The following is a 17,155-nucleotide window of genomic DNA, read 5'->3' as shown; positions in this document are numbered from 1 at the left end:
TCCAAAATTCACCCTTCCCTCCACGGGGAGAAGGCTGGCGGTGAGGGCCTTCCCTCATCCGGCCCTGACGGGCCACCCTCTCCCGGCGGGAGAAGGACTGTTAAACCGCAATCAGGCGAACGCTGCCGCCTTCGCCGACGCCCAGGGCCTCGACCGCCTCGGCGGGCAGGCTGACCGGCTTGCCCGGCACCCAGTCCAGTTCGAGGACGATGGCGCGGAAATCCTGCAGCTGGCCGTTGGCAACCAGGTACGAGCGGCCGCCGCGGCCGACCTCGGCGTCATCCACGCGCACCGGCACCACGCGGCTCTGGGCGATCGAGCGGATGCCCGAGATACGCGCATGCAGGGTCGGGCCACCGTCGAAGATGTCGATGTAATGATCGGTCTCGAAGCCTTCGCGCATCAGGATGTCGAAGGTGATCTGCGCGCGCGGATGGACCTGGCCCATGGCTTCCTGGGCGGCGTCCGGCAGCAGTGGCACGTAGATCGGGTAATGCGGCATCAGCTCGGCGAGGAAGGTGCGGCTCTTCAGCCCGGAGAGGCGCTCGGCCTCGCTGTAGCTCAAATCGAAGAAGTTGCGGCCGACCGCATCCCAGAACGCCGAGTCGCCGCGTTCGTCGCTGGTGCCGACGATCTCCACCACCATCGCGTCGGCGAAACGCTCCGGGTGGCTGGCGACGAACAGCAGGCGGCCACGCGAATTGAGCTCGGCGTAGGCGGTGTCCACCAGCGGGCGCTCGACATAGAAGCTGGTCAGCAGGCTGTTGCCGGTGAGGTCATGGCACAGCGAGAGGACGTGAATCTTGTTGTGAATCTTCAGCTCGCGCGAGGCGTGCACGAAGGTCTCGTTGCGGAAGCTGTAGAACGGCTCGGAGAAGCCGGCCGAGGCGACGATGCCGGAGCAGCCGACCAGGCGGCCGCTGGCGCTGTCCTCGAGGACGAAGAAATAACTTTCCTCGCCGTTGAAGCTGACCTCGGCGGCGAAGGAGGCCTCCGAGACGGCGATCTTGTCGCGCAGGCGCTCGACATCATCGGGCAGCGAGGTAACACCCACCGGGCTGTCCGCGGCGAGACGCTGTACATCTTGCAGATCTGCCATTTGCGCGGGACGCATCACCAGCATGGTGTTACTCCTTTGAAGAAAAGCTCTGAGCCAGACACGCTGAATCACTCAGAGAAAGCCATGACTTGAGGAACATGGCGCACACAGAATTCGGGGTTACATCGGCACGTCCCTGTGCCGCCTACGTCATTCCTGGGTCAGCTTGGCGATGGCGCGCTCGAGACGGTCGAGGCCCTCGTCGATATCGGCATCCGGGATCACCAGGCTGGGGGCGAAACGCACCACGTCCGGGCCGGCCTGCAGCACCATCACCGCTTCTTTTTCCGCGGCGTTAAGCACGTCCTTGGCCTTGCCCTTCCAGGCATCGCTCAATTGCGCACCGAGCAGCAGACCGAGGCCGCGCACCTCAGTGAAGATGCCGTACTTGGCGGCCATCTGCTGCAAACGGGTCTTGAAGCGCTGGTGCTTGGCCTTGACGCCGGCGAGCACTTCCGGGGTATTGACCACATCCAGCACGGCGCCGGCCACGGCGCTGGCCAGCGGGTTGCCGCCATAGGTGGTGCCGTGGGTGCCGACCGCCAGGTGCTTGGCGATGACGCTGGTGGTCAGCATGGCGCCGATCGGGAAACCGCCGCCCAGGCTCTTGGCGCTGGTCAGGATGTCGGGGGTCACACCGTAGTTCATATAGGCGAACAGCTCGCCGCTGCGGCCCATGCCGCTCTGCACTTCATCGAACACCAGCAGCGCATTGTGCTGATCGCAGAGGGCGCGCACGCCATCGAGGTAGGCCTGCTCGGCCGGCAACACGCCGCCCTCACCCTGCACCGGCTCGAGGACCACGGCGCAGGTCTTGTCGGAGATCGCCGCCTTCAGCGCCTCCAGGTCGTTGAACGGCACATGGGTGATGCCCTGAATCTTCGGCCCGAAGCCGTCGGAATACTTCGGCTGGCCGCCGACGCTGACGGTGAACAGGGTACGGCCGTGGAAGCTGTTGCTGGCGGCGATGATCTCGAACTTCTCCGCGCCATAGACGTCGTGGGCATAGCGACGGGCCAGCTTGAACGCCGCCTCGTTGGCCTCGGCGCCGGAGTTGGCGAGGAATACGCGCTCGGCGAAGGTGGACTCGACCAGCTTCTTGGCCAGGCGCAGCGCCGGCTCATTGGTGAACACGTTGGACACGTGCCAGATGGCGTTGGCCTGCTCGGTCAGCGCCTGCACCAGTGCCGGGTGCGCATGACCCAGGGAGTTGACGGCGATGCCGCCGGCAAAGTCGATCAGCTCGCGACCGCTCTGATCCCATACTCGCGAACCCTGGCCGCGCACCGGAATGAAGGCGGCGGGGGCATAGTTGGGCACCATGTACTGGTCGAAATCGGCGCGTTGCACCGGATCGTGCTGAACGGACATCGAAGCTCTCCTGGAAAAGCGCACTGCCGTGACTGGCAAGTACTGAAAGGATTGTAGGGACTGATCAGAAGCGGGCATTACCGCTATGCGACAACTTGTTATAGGGCCAACCCGCGAATTTCCGGGCCTTATGTCGATGCGACGAAAAGCGTCGGAAAGGCGCAGTTTAAACGCTGAGCGGGCCGCGAGCGGTACTTGAGGGGGAAATTTCCTTGCCCGGCGCCAATCGACGAATGCAGGCGCTAGACGCCCCGCCCGCGCCGCCGTGCCGATCCGAATGATAGGAAAACGGCCTGGTAGTAGAACGAAATCATAGGAATCCACGGTCGCCGAAGCGCTTTAATTCACTACACGAAATCAGGTAATCCGCATTTCTGGTTCGGACCGCCGCTCAGGCCCCGCCTGGCGTTTACAGGAGTTGCGCGGATGCCCCTCGACACTCACAGTGAATCGCCCCCGACACCCCGGTCCGGCAGCGCCCCCATGACCTCGCAACCCTCAGCGCCCGCGCAGCAGCCCAGGCAGCGCCCGCCCCGTCGGCGCAGTTGCTCACCCTGATCCTGGTGATGCTCGATGACTTCGCCGAGCTGCAGAAGGCGCGCGGCGAGCCGGTCACCGACGGCCAGGACAGCACCTACGAGGTGATGCGCAGCACCGCCGCGGACGCCCTGCGCGAGATTTGCGCCATCTCCCGCGGGCTGGTGCTGCCGGAAATCGGCGACCTCACCCTCGACGAGGAACTGCACCTGGTCGCCCAGCGCCACGAGCAACGCACCAGCACCCAGGTGCGCCTGGAGCTCGGCGCCCTGCCCGCCCATGCACCGCTGCCGCTGAAGTTCTGCATCTACCGTTTCGTCCAGGAAGGTCTGACCAACGCCTACCGGCATGCCGGCGGCCAGGGCCAGCGGGTCAGCGCGCACTACCGCAACGGCCAGCTGACCGTGGAAGTCGCCGATGCCGGACCGGGCATCGCCAAGGACGACATGCTCGCCGAATGCTTGGGCAACACCCGCCTCGGCCTCGCCGTCGAGGCCCTCGGCGGGCACTTCCACGTCAACTCGTCACCCGGCCAGGGCACCACGCTGACGGCGCAGTTCAAGCTCTGAGCGGCGCGCTCAGCCGGCGAACTGCGGGTAGTCGCGGCGCGCCTGCTCCGGCGTCAGGTAGCCGGCCTTGAGGTCGGCGCGGATCGCCTCCAGGCTGCGCTCCTCCGCCGCGCCCCAGCCGCCGCCGTTGGCGGTGACCAGCCGCAGCAGATCGCCCTGCCGTAGCTCCACGCGGTTGGCCCGGCTGAAACGCTGCCTGCTGCCGTCGCTACGCAGCACCTCGGCATAGTTGCACGAGCCCTCGCCCCCGCCGGCCATGCCCCACGGCGCGGTCTGGCCACGGCCGAAGAAGGTCGAGATCCACGCCTTCGACGAGAGGATGCGGTACTCCAGCGCCACTCCACGGCCACCGCGTTGGCGCCCGGCGCCACCGGCGTCCTGATGGAAGCCATAGCGCTCGACCAGCACGTCGTAGCAGCGCTCGGTGATCTCCACCGGAATATTGCTGGTTTCCCCGTTGCCGACGCAGAACTGACCGCTTTCGCCGTCCTTGTCGTGGCCCGCGCCCCAGCCGCCGACCAGCGGCTGGACCAGCAGGTATTCCTCGCCGCTGTCGGCGCGATGGCCGTTGAGCACCATCGAGCACACCGAGCCGATCTGCCCGGCGATCAGGCGGTCGGGCAGCGCCTCGGCCAAGGCCCGGCGGATCACGTCGGCGGCGGTGACCATGGATTCGAAGTAGGCCGACACCGGCGCCGGACGCTGCGCGGTGCAGATGGTCCCCGGCGGACAGATCACCTCGATCGGGCGGAAGCAGCCGGCGTTGGCCGGAATGCCCGGCCGCACCACGCCCATGAACACCTCACGGACCGCCGAGTGCAGGCCGGCCAGGGTGTTGTTGATCGGTCCCGGCGCCTGCAGGCTGGAGCCGCTGAAATCCGCGACGAAACGCGTGTCGCTGATCTCCAGGCGCACCTTGATATGGAACGGGCCGTTGCCCAGGCCGTCCTCGTCGATCACGTCGTCGGCCTCGAACACGCCCTTGGGCAGGCCCTTGAAGGCCTCGAGGACCATGGCTTCGCCGTGATCGAGGAGCTGCTCGATGGCGTCCAGGGTGGTCGCCACGCCGTACTTGGCGACGATCGCCAGCAAGCGGCGCTCGCCAACGCGCAGCGCGGCGGTACCGGCGTGCAGGTCGCCGAGCGTCATTTCCGGCAGGCGCACGTTGGCGGCCAGCACGTCGACCAGCGCCTGGTTGATGCGCCCGCCGTCGTAGATGCGCACCGTGGGGAACTGCAGGCCTTCCTGGTAGATCTCGCTGGCGTCCGAGCTGAAGCTGCCCGGGTCCTTGCCGCCGACCTCGGTCCAGTGCGCCTTGTTGGCGGTCCAGGCCAGCAGCCGGCCGTCGTGGAACACCGGCATGATCAGCGACACGTCGGACAGGTGGGTGCCACCGCCGCCATAGGGGTCGTTGGTGATGAACACGTCGCCGGGGCGGATGTCGTCGCCGAACTTGTCCAGCACGCTGCGCACCGCGCCGTCGAGGGTGCCGATGAAACCGGGGATGCCGTTGCCCTGGGAGATCAACTGGCCGCGCGCGTCGGTGACGCCGATGCCGTAGTCCAGCGCTTCGTAGATGATCGGGCTCATGCTGGTGCGCTTGAGGGCGATGAACATCTCCTCGCCGATGGCCACCAGGGCGTTCTTGATGATTTCGCGGGTGAACAGATTGGCCGCGTGCATGGTCACTCCCCCTGCACCTGAATATGGATATGCAGACCGCCGTAGGCGTCCACCTCGACTCGGTCGCCGGGACGCACCACGGTGGTGGTGGTGGCTTCCTCGATGATCGCCGGGCCGTCGAAGCACATGCCGCTGAGCAGCCATTCGCGCTCGTAGATCGGCGTCTCCAGCGGCTGATCCGCCTCGAACTCGACCAGCCGGGTGCCGCGAAGCGCCGCCTCGGCACACGGCGACGGGCTGGCGGCCAGCGGGTCGATGGGCGACTTGGGCACCGCGCCGAAGGCCACCAGGTGCAGGTTGACCACCTCCACCGGGGCGTCGAGGCGGAAGGTGTAGCTCTGCTGGTGACGGGCATGGAAGCTTTCCAGCAGCACCGGCAGCAGCAGCTCGTCGACCAGCACCTTCACGGTATGCTCCTGGCCGAGATAGCGCGCGTCGATGTGCCACTCGAAGCGCAGCTGCTCGGCGCGGAAGCCGTCGGCGGCAAACTGCGCGGCGCACGCGTCCTGCAGGCGTAGGAACTCGCGGGCCAACTCGTCGACGCCGGCGGCGTCGAGCAGTTGCAGGTGGGTCTGGATGCAGTCACGGCGCACGTCGAGCATGAGCATGCCCCAGGCCGAGAACACCCCGGCGAACGGCGGGATGATCACCTTGGGCACGCCCAGCTCGGCGGCCAGCTCAGTGGCGTGCAGCGCACCGCCGCCGCCGAAGGCCATCAGGGCGAAGTCACGTGGGTCGTAGCCGCGGTTCACCGAGATCAGCTTGAGCGCGTTGACCATGTTGGCGTTGGCGATCTGCAGCACGCCGTGGGCCAACTGCTTGCCGCTCACCCCGAGGCGCGCGCCGAGCTCGCTGAAGGCGCGCTCGACTCCGGCCTGATCCGGCTCGATCTCGCCGCCGGCAAAGCCTGCCGGGTTGATCCGCCCGGTGAACAGGTTGGCGTCGGTGGTGGTTGGCGCCGTGCCGCCGCGCCCGTAGGCCACCGGACCGGGCGTCGAGCCGGCGCTGTGCGGGCCGACGCGCAGGCTGCCGGCGGCATCCAGCCAGGCGATGCTGCCGCCGCCGTTGCCGATTTCGACGATGTCGACCACCGGGGTCATGATCGGGTAGCCGGCGCTGGTCGGGGTCTTCTCGATGACGTAGTCGTTGCTGATCTCCACCTGGCCGTCGTGGATCAGCGAGCACTTGGCCGTGGTCCCGCCGATGTCCAGGGCCAGCAGTTCGGTTTCGCCAATCAGTTGGCCGTAGGCCTGCGCGCCGAGCATGCCGCCGACCGGACCGGACTCGACCAGGCTGATCGGGTCGGCCTGGGCCGCCTGGATCGGCGTGATGCCGCCATTGGACTTCATGATGAATGGCGCCGGGCCGAGGCCCTGGGCCGCCAGGTGCTGGTGCAGGTTGTCCAGGTAGGCGCGGGTCGGCGGCATCACGTAGGCGGACAGCACTGTCGAGTTGCTGCGCTCGTACTCGCGCCAGTTGCGGCTGACCTGGTGCGAGGCGATCACCGCCACCTCCGGCCACAGCTCGGCGATGGCCGCGGCCAGCTGTTCCTCGTGGGCCGGATTGCGGTAGGCGTGCAGCAGGCAGATGGCGATGGCCTCGACGCCCTCGCCACGCAGGTAATCGAGCTGCGCCGGCAGCTCGCCGAGGTCCAGCGCGGTCAGCACCGCGCCGCGGTAGTCGAGGCGTTCGCCGACCTCCAGGCGCAGGTGGCGCGGCACGAACGGCGGCGGCTTGCGGTAGTAGGTGTTGAAGATGTCCGGGGTGTTGCCGCGGGCGATCTCCAGCACGTCGCGGAAACCGCGGGTGGTCAGCAAGGCGGTCTTCACGCCCTTGCGCTCGGTGAGGGTGTTGATCACCACGGTGGAACCGTGGGCGAAGAATTCGATGTCGGCATAGCGCACGCCGCTCTTGGCCACGGCATTCAGCAGTCCCTGCTCGAAGTGCGGCGGCGTGGTGTCGGCCTTGACGGCCCTGACCGTGCCGGCCTGTACGTACACCAGGTCGGTGAAGGTGCCACCGATATCGGTAGCGACGCGGATAGCCATGGAAACCTCCGGGCAAAACGGCTCAAACGCCGCGCCGGAGCGCGGCAGAAAAAGGATCAGAAGGTGTGCGCGACTTCGAAGATCAGGCGACCGTCGTTGCGCAGGTACTCGCCGTCGTTGTGGAAGTCGCCGGACAGGTCGGTGTCCACCCAGCTCAGCTTGGTGTCGATCGGCCCGAAGCTGCGCTTGAGGTCGACCTGCCAGTGGCTGTACTCGTGCGCACCGGTCATGTCGGTGTTGCGGTAGTACTGGCCGAAGGAGTGGCCGGCGGTGAAGGTCAGGTCCACCGCGTAGGGCAGGTTGAAGGTGTAATCCGCCGCCACGTAGTGCGAGTCCTGCGCGGTATTCACGAAGTCGTTGGAGAAGTAGTAGTAGGCGTTGAAGTTGCCGTAGCCGGCGCTGACGCCCAGCTCCGCGTAGTCGACGTCGTACTTGGTATTCGGGAAGTGGTACCAGTAGCCGATCACCCCGTAACGCACGCCGTTGTCGAGTTGGCCGTTGTAGCCGGCGTAGTAGTCGATCTCGTAGTTGGCGCCGTCGTCATACGGGTCATCGTCGGCGAAGCCGTCGGTGTTGGTGCCCCACACCCCGGCGAACAGGCCTTTGTCGTTGAACCAGTCGAGGCTCAGGCTGGTGGCCGGCTTGTCGCCGGAATAGCCGATGCCGCGGACCTGGTACTCGCTGGTCCAGGCCAGCGTGCTGGAAATGTCCGCATGGGCGACGGCGCTGAACAGCGCGCTGGCGATCAAGCCGGATGCAATCTTTTTCAATGTTCTGCTCCCAATGTTCGAGCGTGGTTCTTGGAGTTGTTCGGCAGTCAGGGAACCGCGCCGCGGTGCGGCGGCGATTCGGGGTGAAGCTGTTGTTCGGTGTGCGGCGCGGCGGAAATGCGGCGCGCACGATCCCGTCCAGCCCAAGCGGGCCGGAGGTGGGAGGCGTTCAACGGGAAGCGATCAGCTGTTGGCGAGCACCCGTTTCGGCGACGCCAGCAGGCGCGCCAGCAGCGGGTAGACCAGCGCGGCGATCAGCAGCGAGTCGATGGTCGGCTGCGACGTGAGGGTCCAGCCCTCGTAGGTGGTCAGCCAGGCGATGGCACTGGCCAGCGCCCAGGCGATCAGCGCGGCCCAGCCGAAGCCCGGCAGGGCGTCGAGTTCGCTGACGTCGTAGCGCTGGCGGCGGATGTAGAAGAAATCCACCAGGTAGATGCTGGCGATCGGCGGGGTGACGATCGACAGCGCGAGGATGAAGTCGAGGAAGTGGGTCATGAAGCCGGCCAGCGCCAAACCCGTCGCGATCAGGCTGCCGGCCACGGCCAGGCGCCAGTCCGGGGTGCGGATGAAGGTCGCCAGGGTCAGCACCGCGGAATACAGGTTGGCGGTGTTGGTGGTCCAGGTGGAGAACACCAGGATGAACAGCGCCGGCAGCACCAGGCCGAGGGCGGCCATGATCGGCACGATCTCCGACTGGCCGGTGACGATCGACGGCAGGCCGCCGGCCAGCAGCACTAGCGGGAAGCCCAGGCTCATGCCGAGGGTGGCGATCAGGCTGTCCTTGTCGGTGCGCGCATAGCGGGTGAAGTCCGGCATCAGCACCGGGGTGAGGATGACCATGCCGATGGTGCTGGAAATCGCCAGCGCCAGGCTGTCGCCGCTACCGGCGAAGGCGCTGATCTGCCCCGGCGCGGCCTTCTCGACGGCGAGGTACAGCACGTAGAGCATGAACACGCCCATCAGCGGCACCGACCACACCGACAGCTTGTCCATGCCGCGGAAACCGAAGATCGCCGTCGCGGTCATCAGCAGGCTGCCCCAGAGCACATGCACCCAGGCCGGCGAGGCGAGGCCGAAGCTGCTCTGCAGCGCGCTCTGCACGGTGCTGCCGAAGATGTCCACGGTGGCCGAATAGAAGCCCAGCAGGGTCACCGCGACGATGAAGTTGAGCAGCTTGGCGCCGTGCCGGCCGAAGGAGAAATGCAGCACCATGTAGGTGCTCAGGCGGGCGCGGTTGCCGACCAGGGCGGTGAAGTAGCAAAGCCCGCCGAGCAGGATGCAGACCAAAAAGAAGATCCAGCAGGCCGGGCCGAAGCCGACCTTCTGGGTGACATCGGCGCCCAGCCAGAACACCGGCAGGGTGATGCCGACCCCGAAGGTGATCAGTGCGATGCTCAGACCGGATGCGCGCTGATCCTCGGGGATCGGCCGGCGCGAATAGTCATCCAGCAACTCGTCGTGTGTGTGCTTACTCATCTCGCCTCTCTCATGGCAAAGCCACCGTACTCCCGCCGGGCGGAAGCCGAAAGCCGTGTATTGGTGTTGTTATGAGGCGCTCGCGAACGCAGGGCCATGGTAGCCAGTGTCATGAAAATGAAACTGCGCATTTCAGTCACCCAACTGCACTTCCTTTGGAAATTCAGCGCTGAGCCGAAGATTGTGCGGCGCCGGTCTGGCGCGCCAGCCAGCTGGCCACCTCCGGCTCCAGATCGGCGGCCAGACGCTGGTAGACCTGGACGTGATAGGCCTGCAGCCAGGCCAGTTCCGCCGCATTCAGCGCCTTGCGGTCGATCAGCGTCGGCTCCAGCGGCGCCAGGGTCAGCACGCGGAATTCCAGGTAGCCGGGCCGCTCGGCGCAGGCCACCACTTCGTAGAGGTTCTCGATGCGGATGCCCAACTCGCCGGGCAGGTAAACGCCCGGCTCGATCGAGGTGACCATGCCCGGCTGCAGCGGCGTCGCGCTGGCGTGGCGGGCGATGCGTTGCGGGCCCTCGTGGACCTGCAGGTAGCTGCCGACGCCGTGACCGGTGCCGTGATCGTAGTCCAGCCCCTCGCGCCACATCACCTGGCGGGCGATGGTGTCCAGAGTCATGCCGCCGGTGCCGCGTGGAAAGCGGCTGCTGGCCAGGGCGATGTGCGCGCGCAGCACCAGGGTATAGAGGAAGCGCTGGCGCGCGGTCGGCGTGCCACACGGCAGCACGCGGGTGACGTCGGTGGTGCCCTGCGGGTACTGGCCGCCGGAGTCGATCAGCAGCAACTGGCCGCGGCTCAGCCGCGCCGCCTCGCCAGGCTTGGGCAAGTAATGCGGCATCGCGCCGTTGGCGCCGGTGGCGGCGATGGTGTCGAAGCTCGCCCCACGATAATCGGCGCTGCGCTGCCGGTGGCCTTCCAGTTCGGCGGCGACGAACAGCTCGCTCTGGCCGAGGAAGCTCGCGCGCTGCTGGTCGAACTGGTAGAGGAAGCGGCACAGCGCCAGGCCGTCGAGACGGTGCGCCTCGCGGCAGCCGGCCAGCTCGGCGGGCTGCTTGCAGGCGCGCAGCAAGGGCAGCGGGTGCGCCGCCTCATGCAGCTCGCAGCCCGCCTCGCGCAGCTGCTTGACGCTGGCCGCGGTGCTCAGCGCCGGATCGACCCAGATCTTCCGGCACTCGCGCGCGGCGAGCAGGCGCCAGAGCTGCTGCGCGGCCTCCGGCGGATGAATGGCCACGCTCGGCGGCAACCAGTCCCAGGGCAACTGCAGGCGCTGCTCGTCGATGAACCAGTCGAGCGTGCCGTCGCAGTGCAGCAGGCCGCTGCTGAACGGCAGCGGCGCGATGGCGATGTCCTGGCCGCGCACGTTGAGCAGCCAGGCGAGCATGTCCGGCGCCGGTAGCCACAGCGCGCAACAGCCGGAGGCGCGCAGCCGGCCGGTCAGTTGCGCCAGCTTGTCGGCCGCGCCCTGCCCGGCCCACGCCAGCGACTGCGGCACCACCGGACTGGCCGGCGCGGAGGGGCGCTGCAGCCAGCAGGCATCCAGCGGATTGCTCGCCAGCGCGTGCAGTTCGAGCCGCAGCGCGCGCGCCCGCGCCTGCCAGCGCGCCAGTTCGGCGGCGCTGTGTAGCGTCGCATCGCAGCCGATCACCCCGCCGTGCGGAAAGGCACTGGCCAGCCAGGCGAACAGCGCGTCGTCGCCGTCGCCGAGCACCTCCAGCACGCCACCGCACTCCTGCTCGGCCTGCTCGTGGTAGCGGCCATCGACCAGCAGCGCCGCGCGATGACGGGTCAGCACGGCCAGGCCCTGGCTGCCGGTGAAGCCGGTCAGCCAGCGCAGGCGCTCGTCGGCCGGGGCCAGGTCTTCATTGAGGTAGGCATCGCTGCGCGGCAGCAGCAACGCATCGAGCTGCTTGGCCGCCAGGGCCTGACGGACCGCCTTGAATTGCTGCATGGCGTCTCTCACTCGATCCGCTGGGCGGCGTGGATGTGGATTTCCGCGTCCGGGGCCAGGTATTCGCTGGGGCCGGCGGCGGCGAAGATCGCCTCGACCACCGCCAGACCGTCCACCACCTGGCCGAAGGCGGCAAAGCCCTCGCCATCCGGGTGGCGCGCGCCGCCGTGGTCGAAATGCGGCTGGTCGCCGATGCACACGAAGAAGTCGCCCTCGGCGTCGTCCCGCCCGTCGCGGCCCATCGACAGGGTCCCGTGGCGATGACGCAGGCCGGTCTGCGCGGTGCTTTCCAGGGCGATCATCGGCAGGTTGCCGGCCGCCAGCGGGCGCGTGCCCCCGTGGATCACGCTGATGCGCACTGGGTCTTCGGGCTGCTGGTTGTGCGGGTTGACGATGCGGAAGATGCTGCTGCCGGCATAGCGGCCGCTGTCGACGTAAGCCAGGAAGTTGGCGACGGTCAGCGGCGCGCGATCGGCATACAGCTCGACGGTGAAGGCCCCGAGGGCGGTGTCGATACGGACGTGCGGGGTCGTGGACATGGCGGGCTCTCGCGCAGAACGATGGCCCATTGTCGGTCAGTCGCGGCTGCCGAGATGACGAAGTTGCCGGCCCGCAACGGCAGATGCTGCGCCAATCGGCGCGCCGCGCCGCAGATTATGCGGTGCTCACTCGCGCCAGATCAGGTTGTCCAGCGGGTAGCCGGCGAACCACTTGGTCTTGTCGAGGATGATGTGGCTGGTGATCTTCTGGATGTTGGGGTTTTCCTCGATCAGCTGCTCGCACAGCAGATTGAAGTCGCCCACCGTCGAGCAGGTGGCCAGGGCGATGTAGTCGTACTCGCCGTCGACCTTGAGGCAGTCCACCAGCTCGCGGCGCTGGCCGATGCTGCGCTCGAACTGCACGCGCAGGTGGCTGGCGTGGTCGCGCAGGCGGAACATCACGTAGGCCATGACGTTGATGCAGATAGCGTCGAGGTCGATGGAGGCCATGTAGGCCCGGATCAGGCCGGCATCCTCCAGGGCCTTGGTGCGCTGCAGGCAGGCACTCGGCGAGAGGTTGACCTTCTCGGCCAGCTCGAGGTTGCTGATCCGCGCGTTGTTCTGCAGGTTTTCCAGAATCGCCCGGTTGATGCGGTCGAGTTTGACTTTCTTCGTGTTGCTCATGGTCCACGGCTTGCCGGTTGCTGCGGGAGCGCCAATCTAGCCGTCTGGCGCCCTGCGGCGCCAGTGCTATCCCCGTCTAGCCGCGCTCGACCACCGCTGGGCTGAGCTCGAACGGGCTGGTGCTGCGGCGCTGGTTGCGGTCTTCGCGCGGGGTGGCGCCGAAGAAGTTGCGGTAGGCGCTGGAGAAGTGCGGCCCGGAGGAGAAGCCGCAGGACAGGCCGATCTGGATGATCGACTTGCTGGTCTGCATCAGCAGCTGGCGCGCCTTGTTCAGGCGCAGCTCGAGGTAGTACTGGCTGGGTACGCGATTGAGGTACTGCTTGAAGATGCGCTCCAGCTGGCGGCGCGACATGCACACGTGCTGGGCGATCTCGTCGGTGGTCAGCGGCTCCTCGATGTTCGCCTCCATCAGCAGCACCGCCTGGGTCAGCTTCGGATGACTGGAGCCGAGGCGATTCTGCAGCGGGATGCGCTGGCGCTCGCCGCCCTCGCGGATGCGCTCGACCACCAGCTCCTCGGACACCGCACCGGCCAGCTCGGCGCCGTGGTCGCGGGCGAGCACGGCGAGCAGCAGGTCGAGCACGGCCAGGCCGCCGCAGGCGGTCAGGCGCTCGCGGTCCCAGTCGAACAGGTGGCTGGTACAGATGACCTTGGGGAAGCGCTCGCCGAAGTCGTCCTGCCAGCGCCAGTGCACCGCGGCACGATAACCGTCGAGCAGGCCCAGCTGGGCCAGCGGATAGACCCCGGCGGACAACCCGCCGATCACGCAGCCGGCGCGCACCAGCTGCTTGAGGCCGTTGGCCAGCGCCGGCGACAGGTTGGCCGGCGGCTCGTCGGCGAGCAGAAACAGCTTCTGGCAACCTTCCAGCTTGCCCGCCCAGGGCTCGCCCGGCAGCCGCCAGGCGCCCTCCTCGACCGGTTCGGCCTGGAGGAAACGCAGCTCGTAGCTCACTTCCGGGTGCACACGCTGGGCGACGCACAACGCTTCCTCGGCCAGGGCCAGAGTCATAGGCTTGGTACTGGGCCAGAGCAGGAAAGCAATTCGATGGGCAGTCATGGCGAGCAGTTTAGTGTCCTGAAGCAGAGGTTGCTGTTCGATTTTGCCGGCAGCGCCTGCTGCCCTGCGGCGTTACGGTTGCTCGCCAGCGCCTGAACGAGCCGCCCCATTCAGGCTCCCACCGCTTACTTCAAGCTGCCGGAGAGGAACTGCTTGAGTCGCTCGGATTGCGGGTTGGCCAGCACCTCTTTAGGGCAACCGCGCTCCTCGACCACGCCCTGGTGCAGGAACATCAGCTGGTTCGACACCTCGCGGGCGAAGCCCATCTCGTGGGTCACCACCACCATGGTGCGGCCTTCGGTGGCCAGGTCCTGCATGACCTTGAGCACTTCGCCGACCAGCTCCGGGTCGAGCGCCGAGGTCGGCTCGTCGAACAACATCACCTCCGGCTCCATCGCCAGGGCGCGGGCAATCGCCACGCGCTGCTGCTCGCCGCCGGACATGTGCGCCGGGTAGGCGTCCTTGCGATGCGCCACGCCGACCTTGGCCAGGTAGTGCTCGGCCTTCTCCAGCGCTTCCTTCTTGGACATGCCGAGCACGTGCACCGGCGCTTCCATGACGTTGTCCAGGGCGCTCATGTGCGACCACAGGTTGAAGTGCTGGAACACCATCGACAGGCGCGAGCGCATGCGCTGCAGCTGCTTGGCATCGGCGGCCTTGAGCCCGCCGTCCTTGTTGGCCACCAGCTTGAGCTCCTCGCCGTTGAGCAGGATCTTGCCGCCGTGCGGCTGCTCCAGCAGGTTGATGCAGCGCAGGAAGGTGCTCTTGCCCGAGCCACTGGAGCCGATGATGCTGATCACGTCGCCGGCCTTGGCCGCCAGCGACACGCCCTTGAGCACTTCGTGGCTGCCGTAGCGTTTGTGCAGGTCTTGAACTTCGAGTTTGTACATGGATTCAGCTCTCGCTCAGTGCTTGCGGGGGGCCAGATAGGCCAGCCAGTGGCGCTCGGCCGATTTGAACAGGCGCACCAGGATGAAGGTCAGGCAGAGATAGAAGACGCCGGCGGTGATGAAGGCCTCGAACGGCAGGTAGAACTGCGAGTTGACCGTGCGCGCCGCGCCGGTGATGTCGATCAGGGTGACGATCGACGCCAGGCTGGTGGTGTGCAGCATCATGATCACCTCGTTGCTGTACTGCGGCAGCGCGCGACGCAGCGCCGAGGGCATGAGGATGCGCCGGTACAGCTTGAAGCGTGACATGCCGACCGCCTTGGCCGCCTCGATCTCGCCGTGCGGGGTGGCCTTGATGCTACCGGCGAGGATCTCCGCGGTGTAGGCGCTGGTGTTGATGGCAAAGGCCAGGCAGGCGCAGAAGGTGGCATTGGACAGGTACGGCCACAGCAGGCTGTCGCGCACCGCAGAAAACTGGGCCAGGCCGTAATAGATGAGAAACAGCTGCACCAGCATCGGCGTGCCGCGGATCACATAGGTGTACAGCCAGGCCGGCAGGTTGATCAGCGGCCGCCGCGACACGCGCATCAGCGCCAGCGGCAGGGCCGCGGCCAGGCCGAGGGCGAGGGAAATGGCGAGCAGCTTGAGGGTCACCAGCACGCCGCCCAAGTACAGCGGCAGGCTTTGCCAGATCACCGAGAAGTCGAAAATCATGCGGGTTCTCCTGGCTCAGAGTTCGGCGATCTTGATGCCGGCCGAGTAGCGTTTTTCGAGGAACCGCAGGGCCAGCAGGGACAGGCTGGTCAGCACCAGATACAGCGCCGCCACCGCCAGATAGAAGGTGAACGGCTCGCGGGTGGCGTCGGCCGCGCTCTTGGCCTTGAACATCATGTCCTGCAGGCCGACCACCGAGATCAGCGCGGTGGCCTTGGTCAGCACCAGCCAGTTGTTGGTGAAACCGGGAATCGCCAGGCGGATCATCTGCGGCACGAGAATGCGGAAGAACACCTGCAGGCCGCTCATGCCGTAGGCCGCACCAGCCTCGGCCTGGCCCTTGGGAATGGCCATGAAGGCACCGCGGAAGGTTTCCGACAGGTAGGCACCGAAGATGAAGCCGAGGGTGAACACCCCGGCGGCGAAGGGGTTGAGGTCGATGTAGTCGTCATAGCCGAGCAGCGGCGCCACGCGGTTGAGGATGTCCTGGCCGCCATAGAAGAGCAGCAGGATCAGCACCAGGTCGGGAATGCCGCGGATCACCGTGGCGTAGGTTTCGCCGAGCAGCGCCAGCCACTTGATCGGCGACAGGCGGAACGCCGCGCCAAGCAAGCCGAGGACGATGGCCATGGCCATGGAGGACAAGGCGAGCATCAACGTGAGCCAGGCACCGTCGAGAATGGTCGAGCCGTAGCCTTGGAGCATGAGATCAATCCTCGGGAAAACGGAAAGGGGCACCCCTCTCCATCCGAGAGAGGACTGGGGTGCGGGAAGCGCTGCGGCGCACCCATTCCGGCTCTGCGCCCCCCTGCCCGCGAAGGAGCAAGGAGGCGCTTAGAATTTGCTCAGGATCTGCCGCGCATCGCGCCTTACAAGGTTGCGCCTTGTCTGGCGCGAGTTCGCGAGAACCTGAACAGCCACTCTTACTCGCCGTAAATGTCGAAGCTGAAATACTTGTCCTGCACGGCCTTGTATTTGCCATTGGCACGGATCGCCTGGATGGCGGCGGAAATCTTATCGGCCAGCGCCTTGTCGCCCTTGCGCACGGCGATACCGGCGCCTTCACCGAAGTACTTCTTGTCGTTGAAGGTCGGACCGACCAGGGCGAAACCCTTACCGCCATCGGTTTTCAGGAAACCGTCGTCGATGTTCACCGCGTCCGCCAGGGTGGCATCCACCCGGCCGGCGGCCAGGTCGAGGAAGATCTCGTTCTGCGAGGTGTAACGCACGACCTCGGCACCCGCCGGGGCAAAGTTGTCGGTGGCATAGCGGTCATAGATGGAAGAGCGCTGCACGCCGACCTTCTTGCCTTTCAGATCGACCAGCGGGTCCTTGATCTCAGTACCGGCCTTCATCGCCAGACGCACCGGCGAGTTGTAGTACTTCTGACTGAAGTCCACCGACTTCAGGCGGTCTTCGGTGATGTTCATCGACGACAGCACGGCGTCGAACTTACGCACCTTGAGGGCCGGGATCAGGCCGTCGAACTCCTGCTCGATCCACACGCACTTGACCTTCATCTCTTCGCACAGAGCATTGCCGATGTCGTAGTCGAAACCGGAGATATTGCCGTCCGGGGTCTTGAAGGCAAACGGCGGGTAAGCCGCTTCGATACCGATACGCAGGGGCTTGGCGTCATCAGCCATGGCAAACGCCGACAACAGCGACAGCGCCATTGCGCCGAGAAGTGCAATCTTCTTCATTTTTCTGACTCCTGCGAATGAGGTGGGGCTTGCGACGGGCAACCAACGAATTCGCCCGGTTCGTGCATAAATTGTAGAGAGCAGCAGGGGCTTTGCAGGGTCGCGAGTGGATTGCAAGAGGCTTCGGCTG

Annotated in this window: 15 protein-coding genes; 1 reads left to right on the top strand and 14 read right to left on the bottom strand. The window is 66.5% G+C overall.

What is annotated here, in order from left to right; all coding sequences use genetic code 11:
* Positions 1-100 precede the first annotated feature (100 nt).
* Both aruF and D3880_RS07840 read right to left on the bottom strand, forming a co-directional pair.
* Positions 101-1,123 (bottom strand): arginine/ornithine succinyltransferase subunit alpha, encoded by a 1,023-nt coding sequence (gene aruF, locus D3880_RS07845; protein ID WP_119892919.1) that lies wholly within the window; start codon positions 1,121-1,123, stop codon positions 101-103.
* Positions 1,124-1,249: 126 nt separating this feature from the next.
* Complete coding sequence (locus tag D3880_RS07840) at positions 1,250-2,470, bottom strand: aspartate aminotransferase family protein (RefSeq protein ID WP_119892918.1); 1,221 nt, start codon at positions 2,468-2,470, stop codon at positions 1,250-1,252.
* A gap of 545 nt (positions 2,471-3,015) precedes the next feature.
* Here D3880_RS07840 and D3880_RS07835 point away from each other — a divergent pair.
* A complete protein-coding gene (locus D3880_RS07835) occupies positions 3,016-3,576 on the top strand; it encodes a sensor histidine kinase (protein ID WP_162934959.1) in 561 nt (186 codons plus the stop codon).
* A 9-nt stretch (positions 3,577-3,585) separates the two neighbouring features.
* On the opposite strand, the gene D3880_RS07830 is transcribed toward D3880_RS07835, so the two are convergent.
* The 12 genes from D3880_RS07830 to D3880_RS07775 form a co-directional block, all read right to left on the bottom strand.
* Positions 3,586-5,259 (bottom strand): hydantoinase B/oxoprolinase family protein, encoded by a 1,674-nt coding sequence (locus D3880_RS07830; protein WP_119892917.1) that lies wholly within the window; start codon positions 5,257-5,259, stop codon positions 3,586-3,588.
* 2 nt (positions 5,260-5,261) lie between these two features.
* Positions 5,262-7,307 carry a hydantoinase/oxoprolinase family protein gene (locus tag D3880_RS07825; protein ID WP_177412160.1) on the bottom strand — a complete coding sequence of 682 codons (2,046 nt, stop codon included), beginning with the start codon at positions 7,305-7,307 and terminating at the stop codon, positions 5,262-5,264.
* 56 nt (positions 7,308-7,363) lie between these two features.
* Positions 7,364-8,077 carry a TorF family putative porin gene (locus D3880_RS07820; protein ID WP_162934958.1) on the bottom strand — a complete coding sequence of 238 codons (714 nt, stop codon included), beginning with the start codon at positions 8,075-8,077 and terminating at the stop codon, positions 7,364-7,366.
* Between the two features lie 183 nt (positions 8,078-8,260).
* A complete protein-coding gene (locus D3880_RS07815) occupies positions 8,261-9,553 on the bottom strand; it encodes a purine-cytosine permease family protein (RefSeq protein ID WP_119892915.1) in 1,293 nt (430 codons plus the stop codon).
* Between the two features lie 163 nt (positions 9,554-9,716).
* A complete protein-coding gene (locus D3880_RS07810; RefSeq protein WP_119892914.1) occupies positions 9,717-11,498 on the bottom strand; it encodes an aminopeptidase P family protein in 1,782 nt (593 codons plus the stop codon).
* A gap of 8 nt (positions 11,499-11,506) precedes the next feature.
* Positions 11,507-12,037, bottom strand: coding sequence for a peptidylprolyl isomerase (locus tag D3880_RS07805; protein WP_162934957.1), 531 nt, complete (start codon positions 12,035-12,037; stop codon positions 11,507-11,509).
* Between the two features lie 126 nt (positions 12,038-12,163).
* The gene (locus tag D3880_RS07800) at positions 12,164-12,661 is read right to left on the bottom strand and encodes an Lrp/AsnC family transcriptional regulator (protein ID WP_119892912.1); all 498 of its coding nucleotides are present in this window, start codon (positions 12,659-12,661) and stop codon (positions 12,164-12,166) included.
* A gap of 76 nt (positions 12,662-12,737) precedes the next feature.
* Positions 12,738-13,718, bottom strand: coding sequence for a GlxA family transcriptional regulator (locus D3880_RS07795; protein WP_119892911.1), 981 nt, complete (start codon positions 13,716-13,718; stop codon positions 12,738-12,740).
* 125 nt (positions 13,719-13,843) lie between these two features.
* The gene (locus tag D3880_RS07790) at positions 13,844-14,608 is read right to left on the bottom strand and encodes an ABC transporter ATP-binding protein (RefSeq protein WP_119892910.1); all 765 of its coding nucleotides are present in this window, start codon (positions 14,606-14,608) and stop codon (positions 13,844-13,846) included.
* A gap of 15 nt (positions 14,609-14,623) precedes the next feature.
* Positions 14,624-15,322 carry an ABC transporter permease gene (locus D3880_RS07785; protein ID WP_119892909.1) on the bottom strand — a complete coding sequence of 233 codons (699 nt, stop codon included), beginning with the start codon at positions 15,320-15,322 and terminating at the stop codon, positions 14,624-14,626.
* 15 nt (positions 15,323-15,337) lie between these two features.
* Positions 15,338-16,027 (bottom strand): ABC transporter permease, encoded by a 690-nt coding sequence (locus D3880_RS07780; protein WP_119892908.1) that lies wholly within the window; start codon positions 16,025-16,027, stop codon positions 15,338-15,340.
* Positions 16,028-16,245: 218 nt separating this feature from the next.
* Positions 16,246-17,025 carry an ABC transporter substrate-binding protein gene (locus D3880_RS07775; RefSeq protein ID WP_119892907.1) on the bottom strand — a complete coding sequence of 260 codons (780 nt, stop codon included), beginning with the start codon at positions 17,023-17,025 and terminating at the stop codon, positions 16,246-16,248.
* Between the last annotated feature and the right edge of the window lie 130 nt (positions 17,026-17,155).

Source organism: Pseudomonas cavernae (assembly GCF_003595175.1).
Classification (GTDB): domain Bacteria; phylum Pseudomonadota; class Gammaproteobacteria; order Pseudomonadales; family Pseudomonadaceae; genus Aquipseudomonas; species Aquipseudomonas cavernae.
Note: the sequence above shows the minus strand (reverse complement) of the source record. Positions and strands in the feature narration are given on the sequence as shown.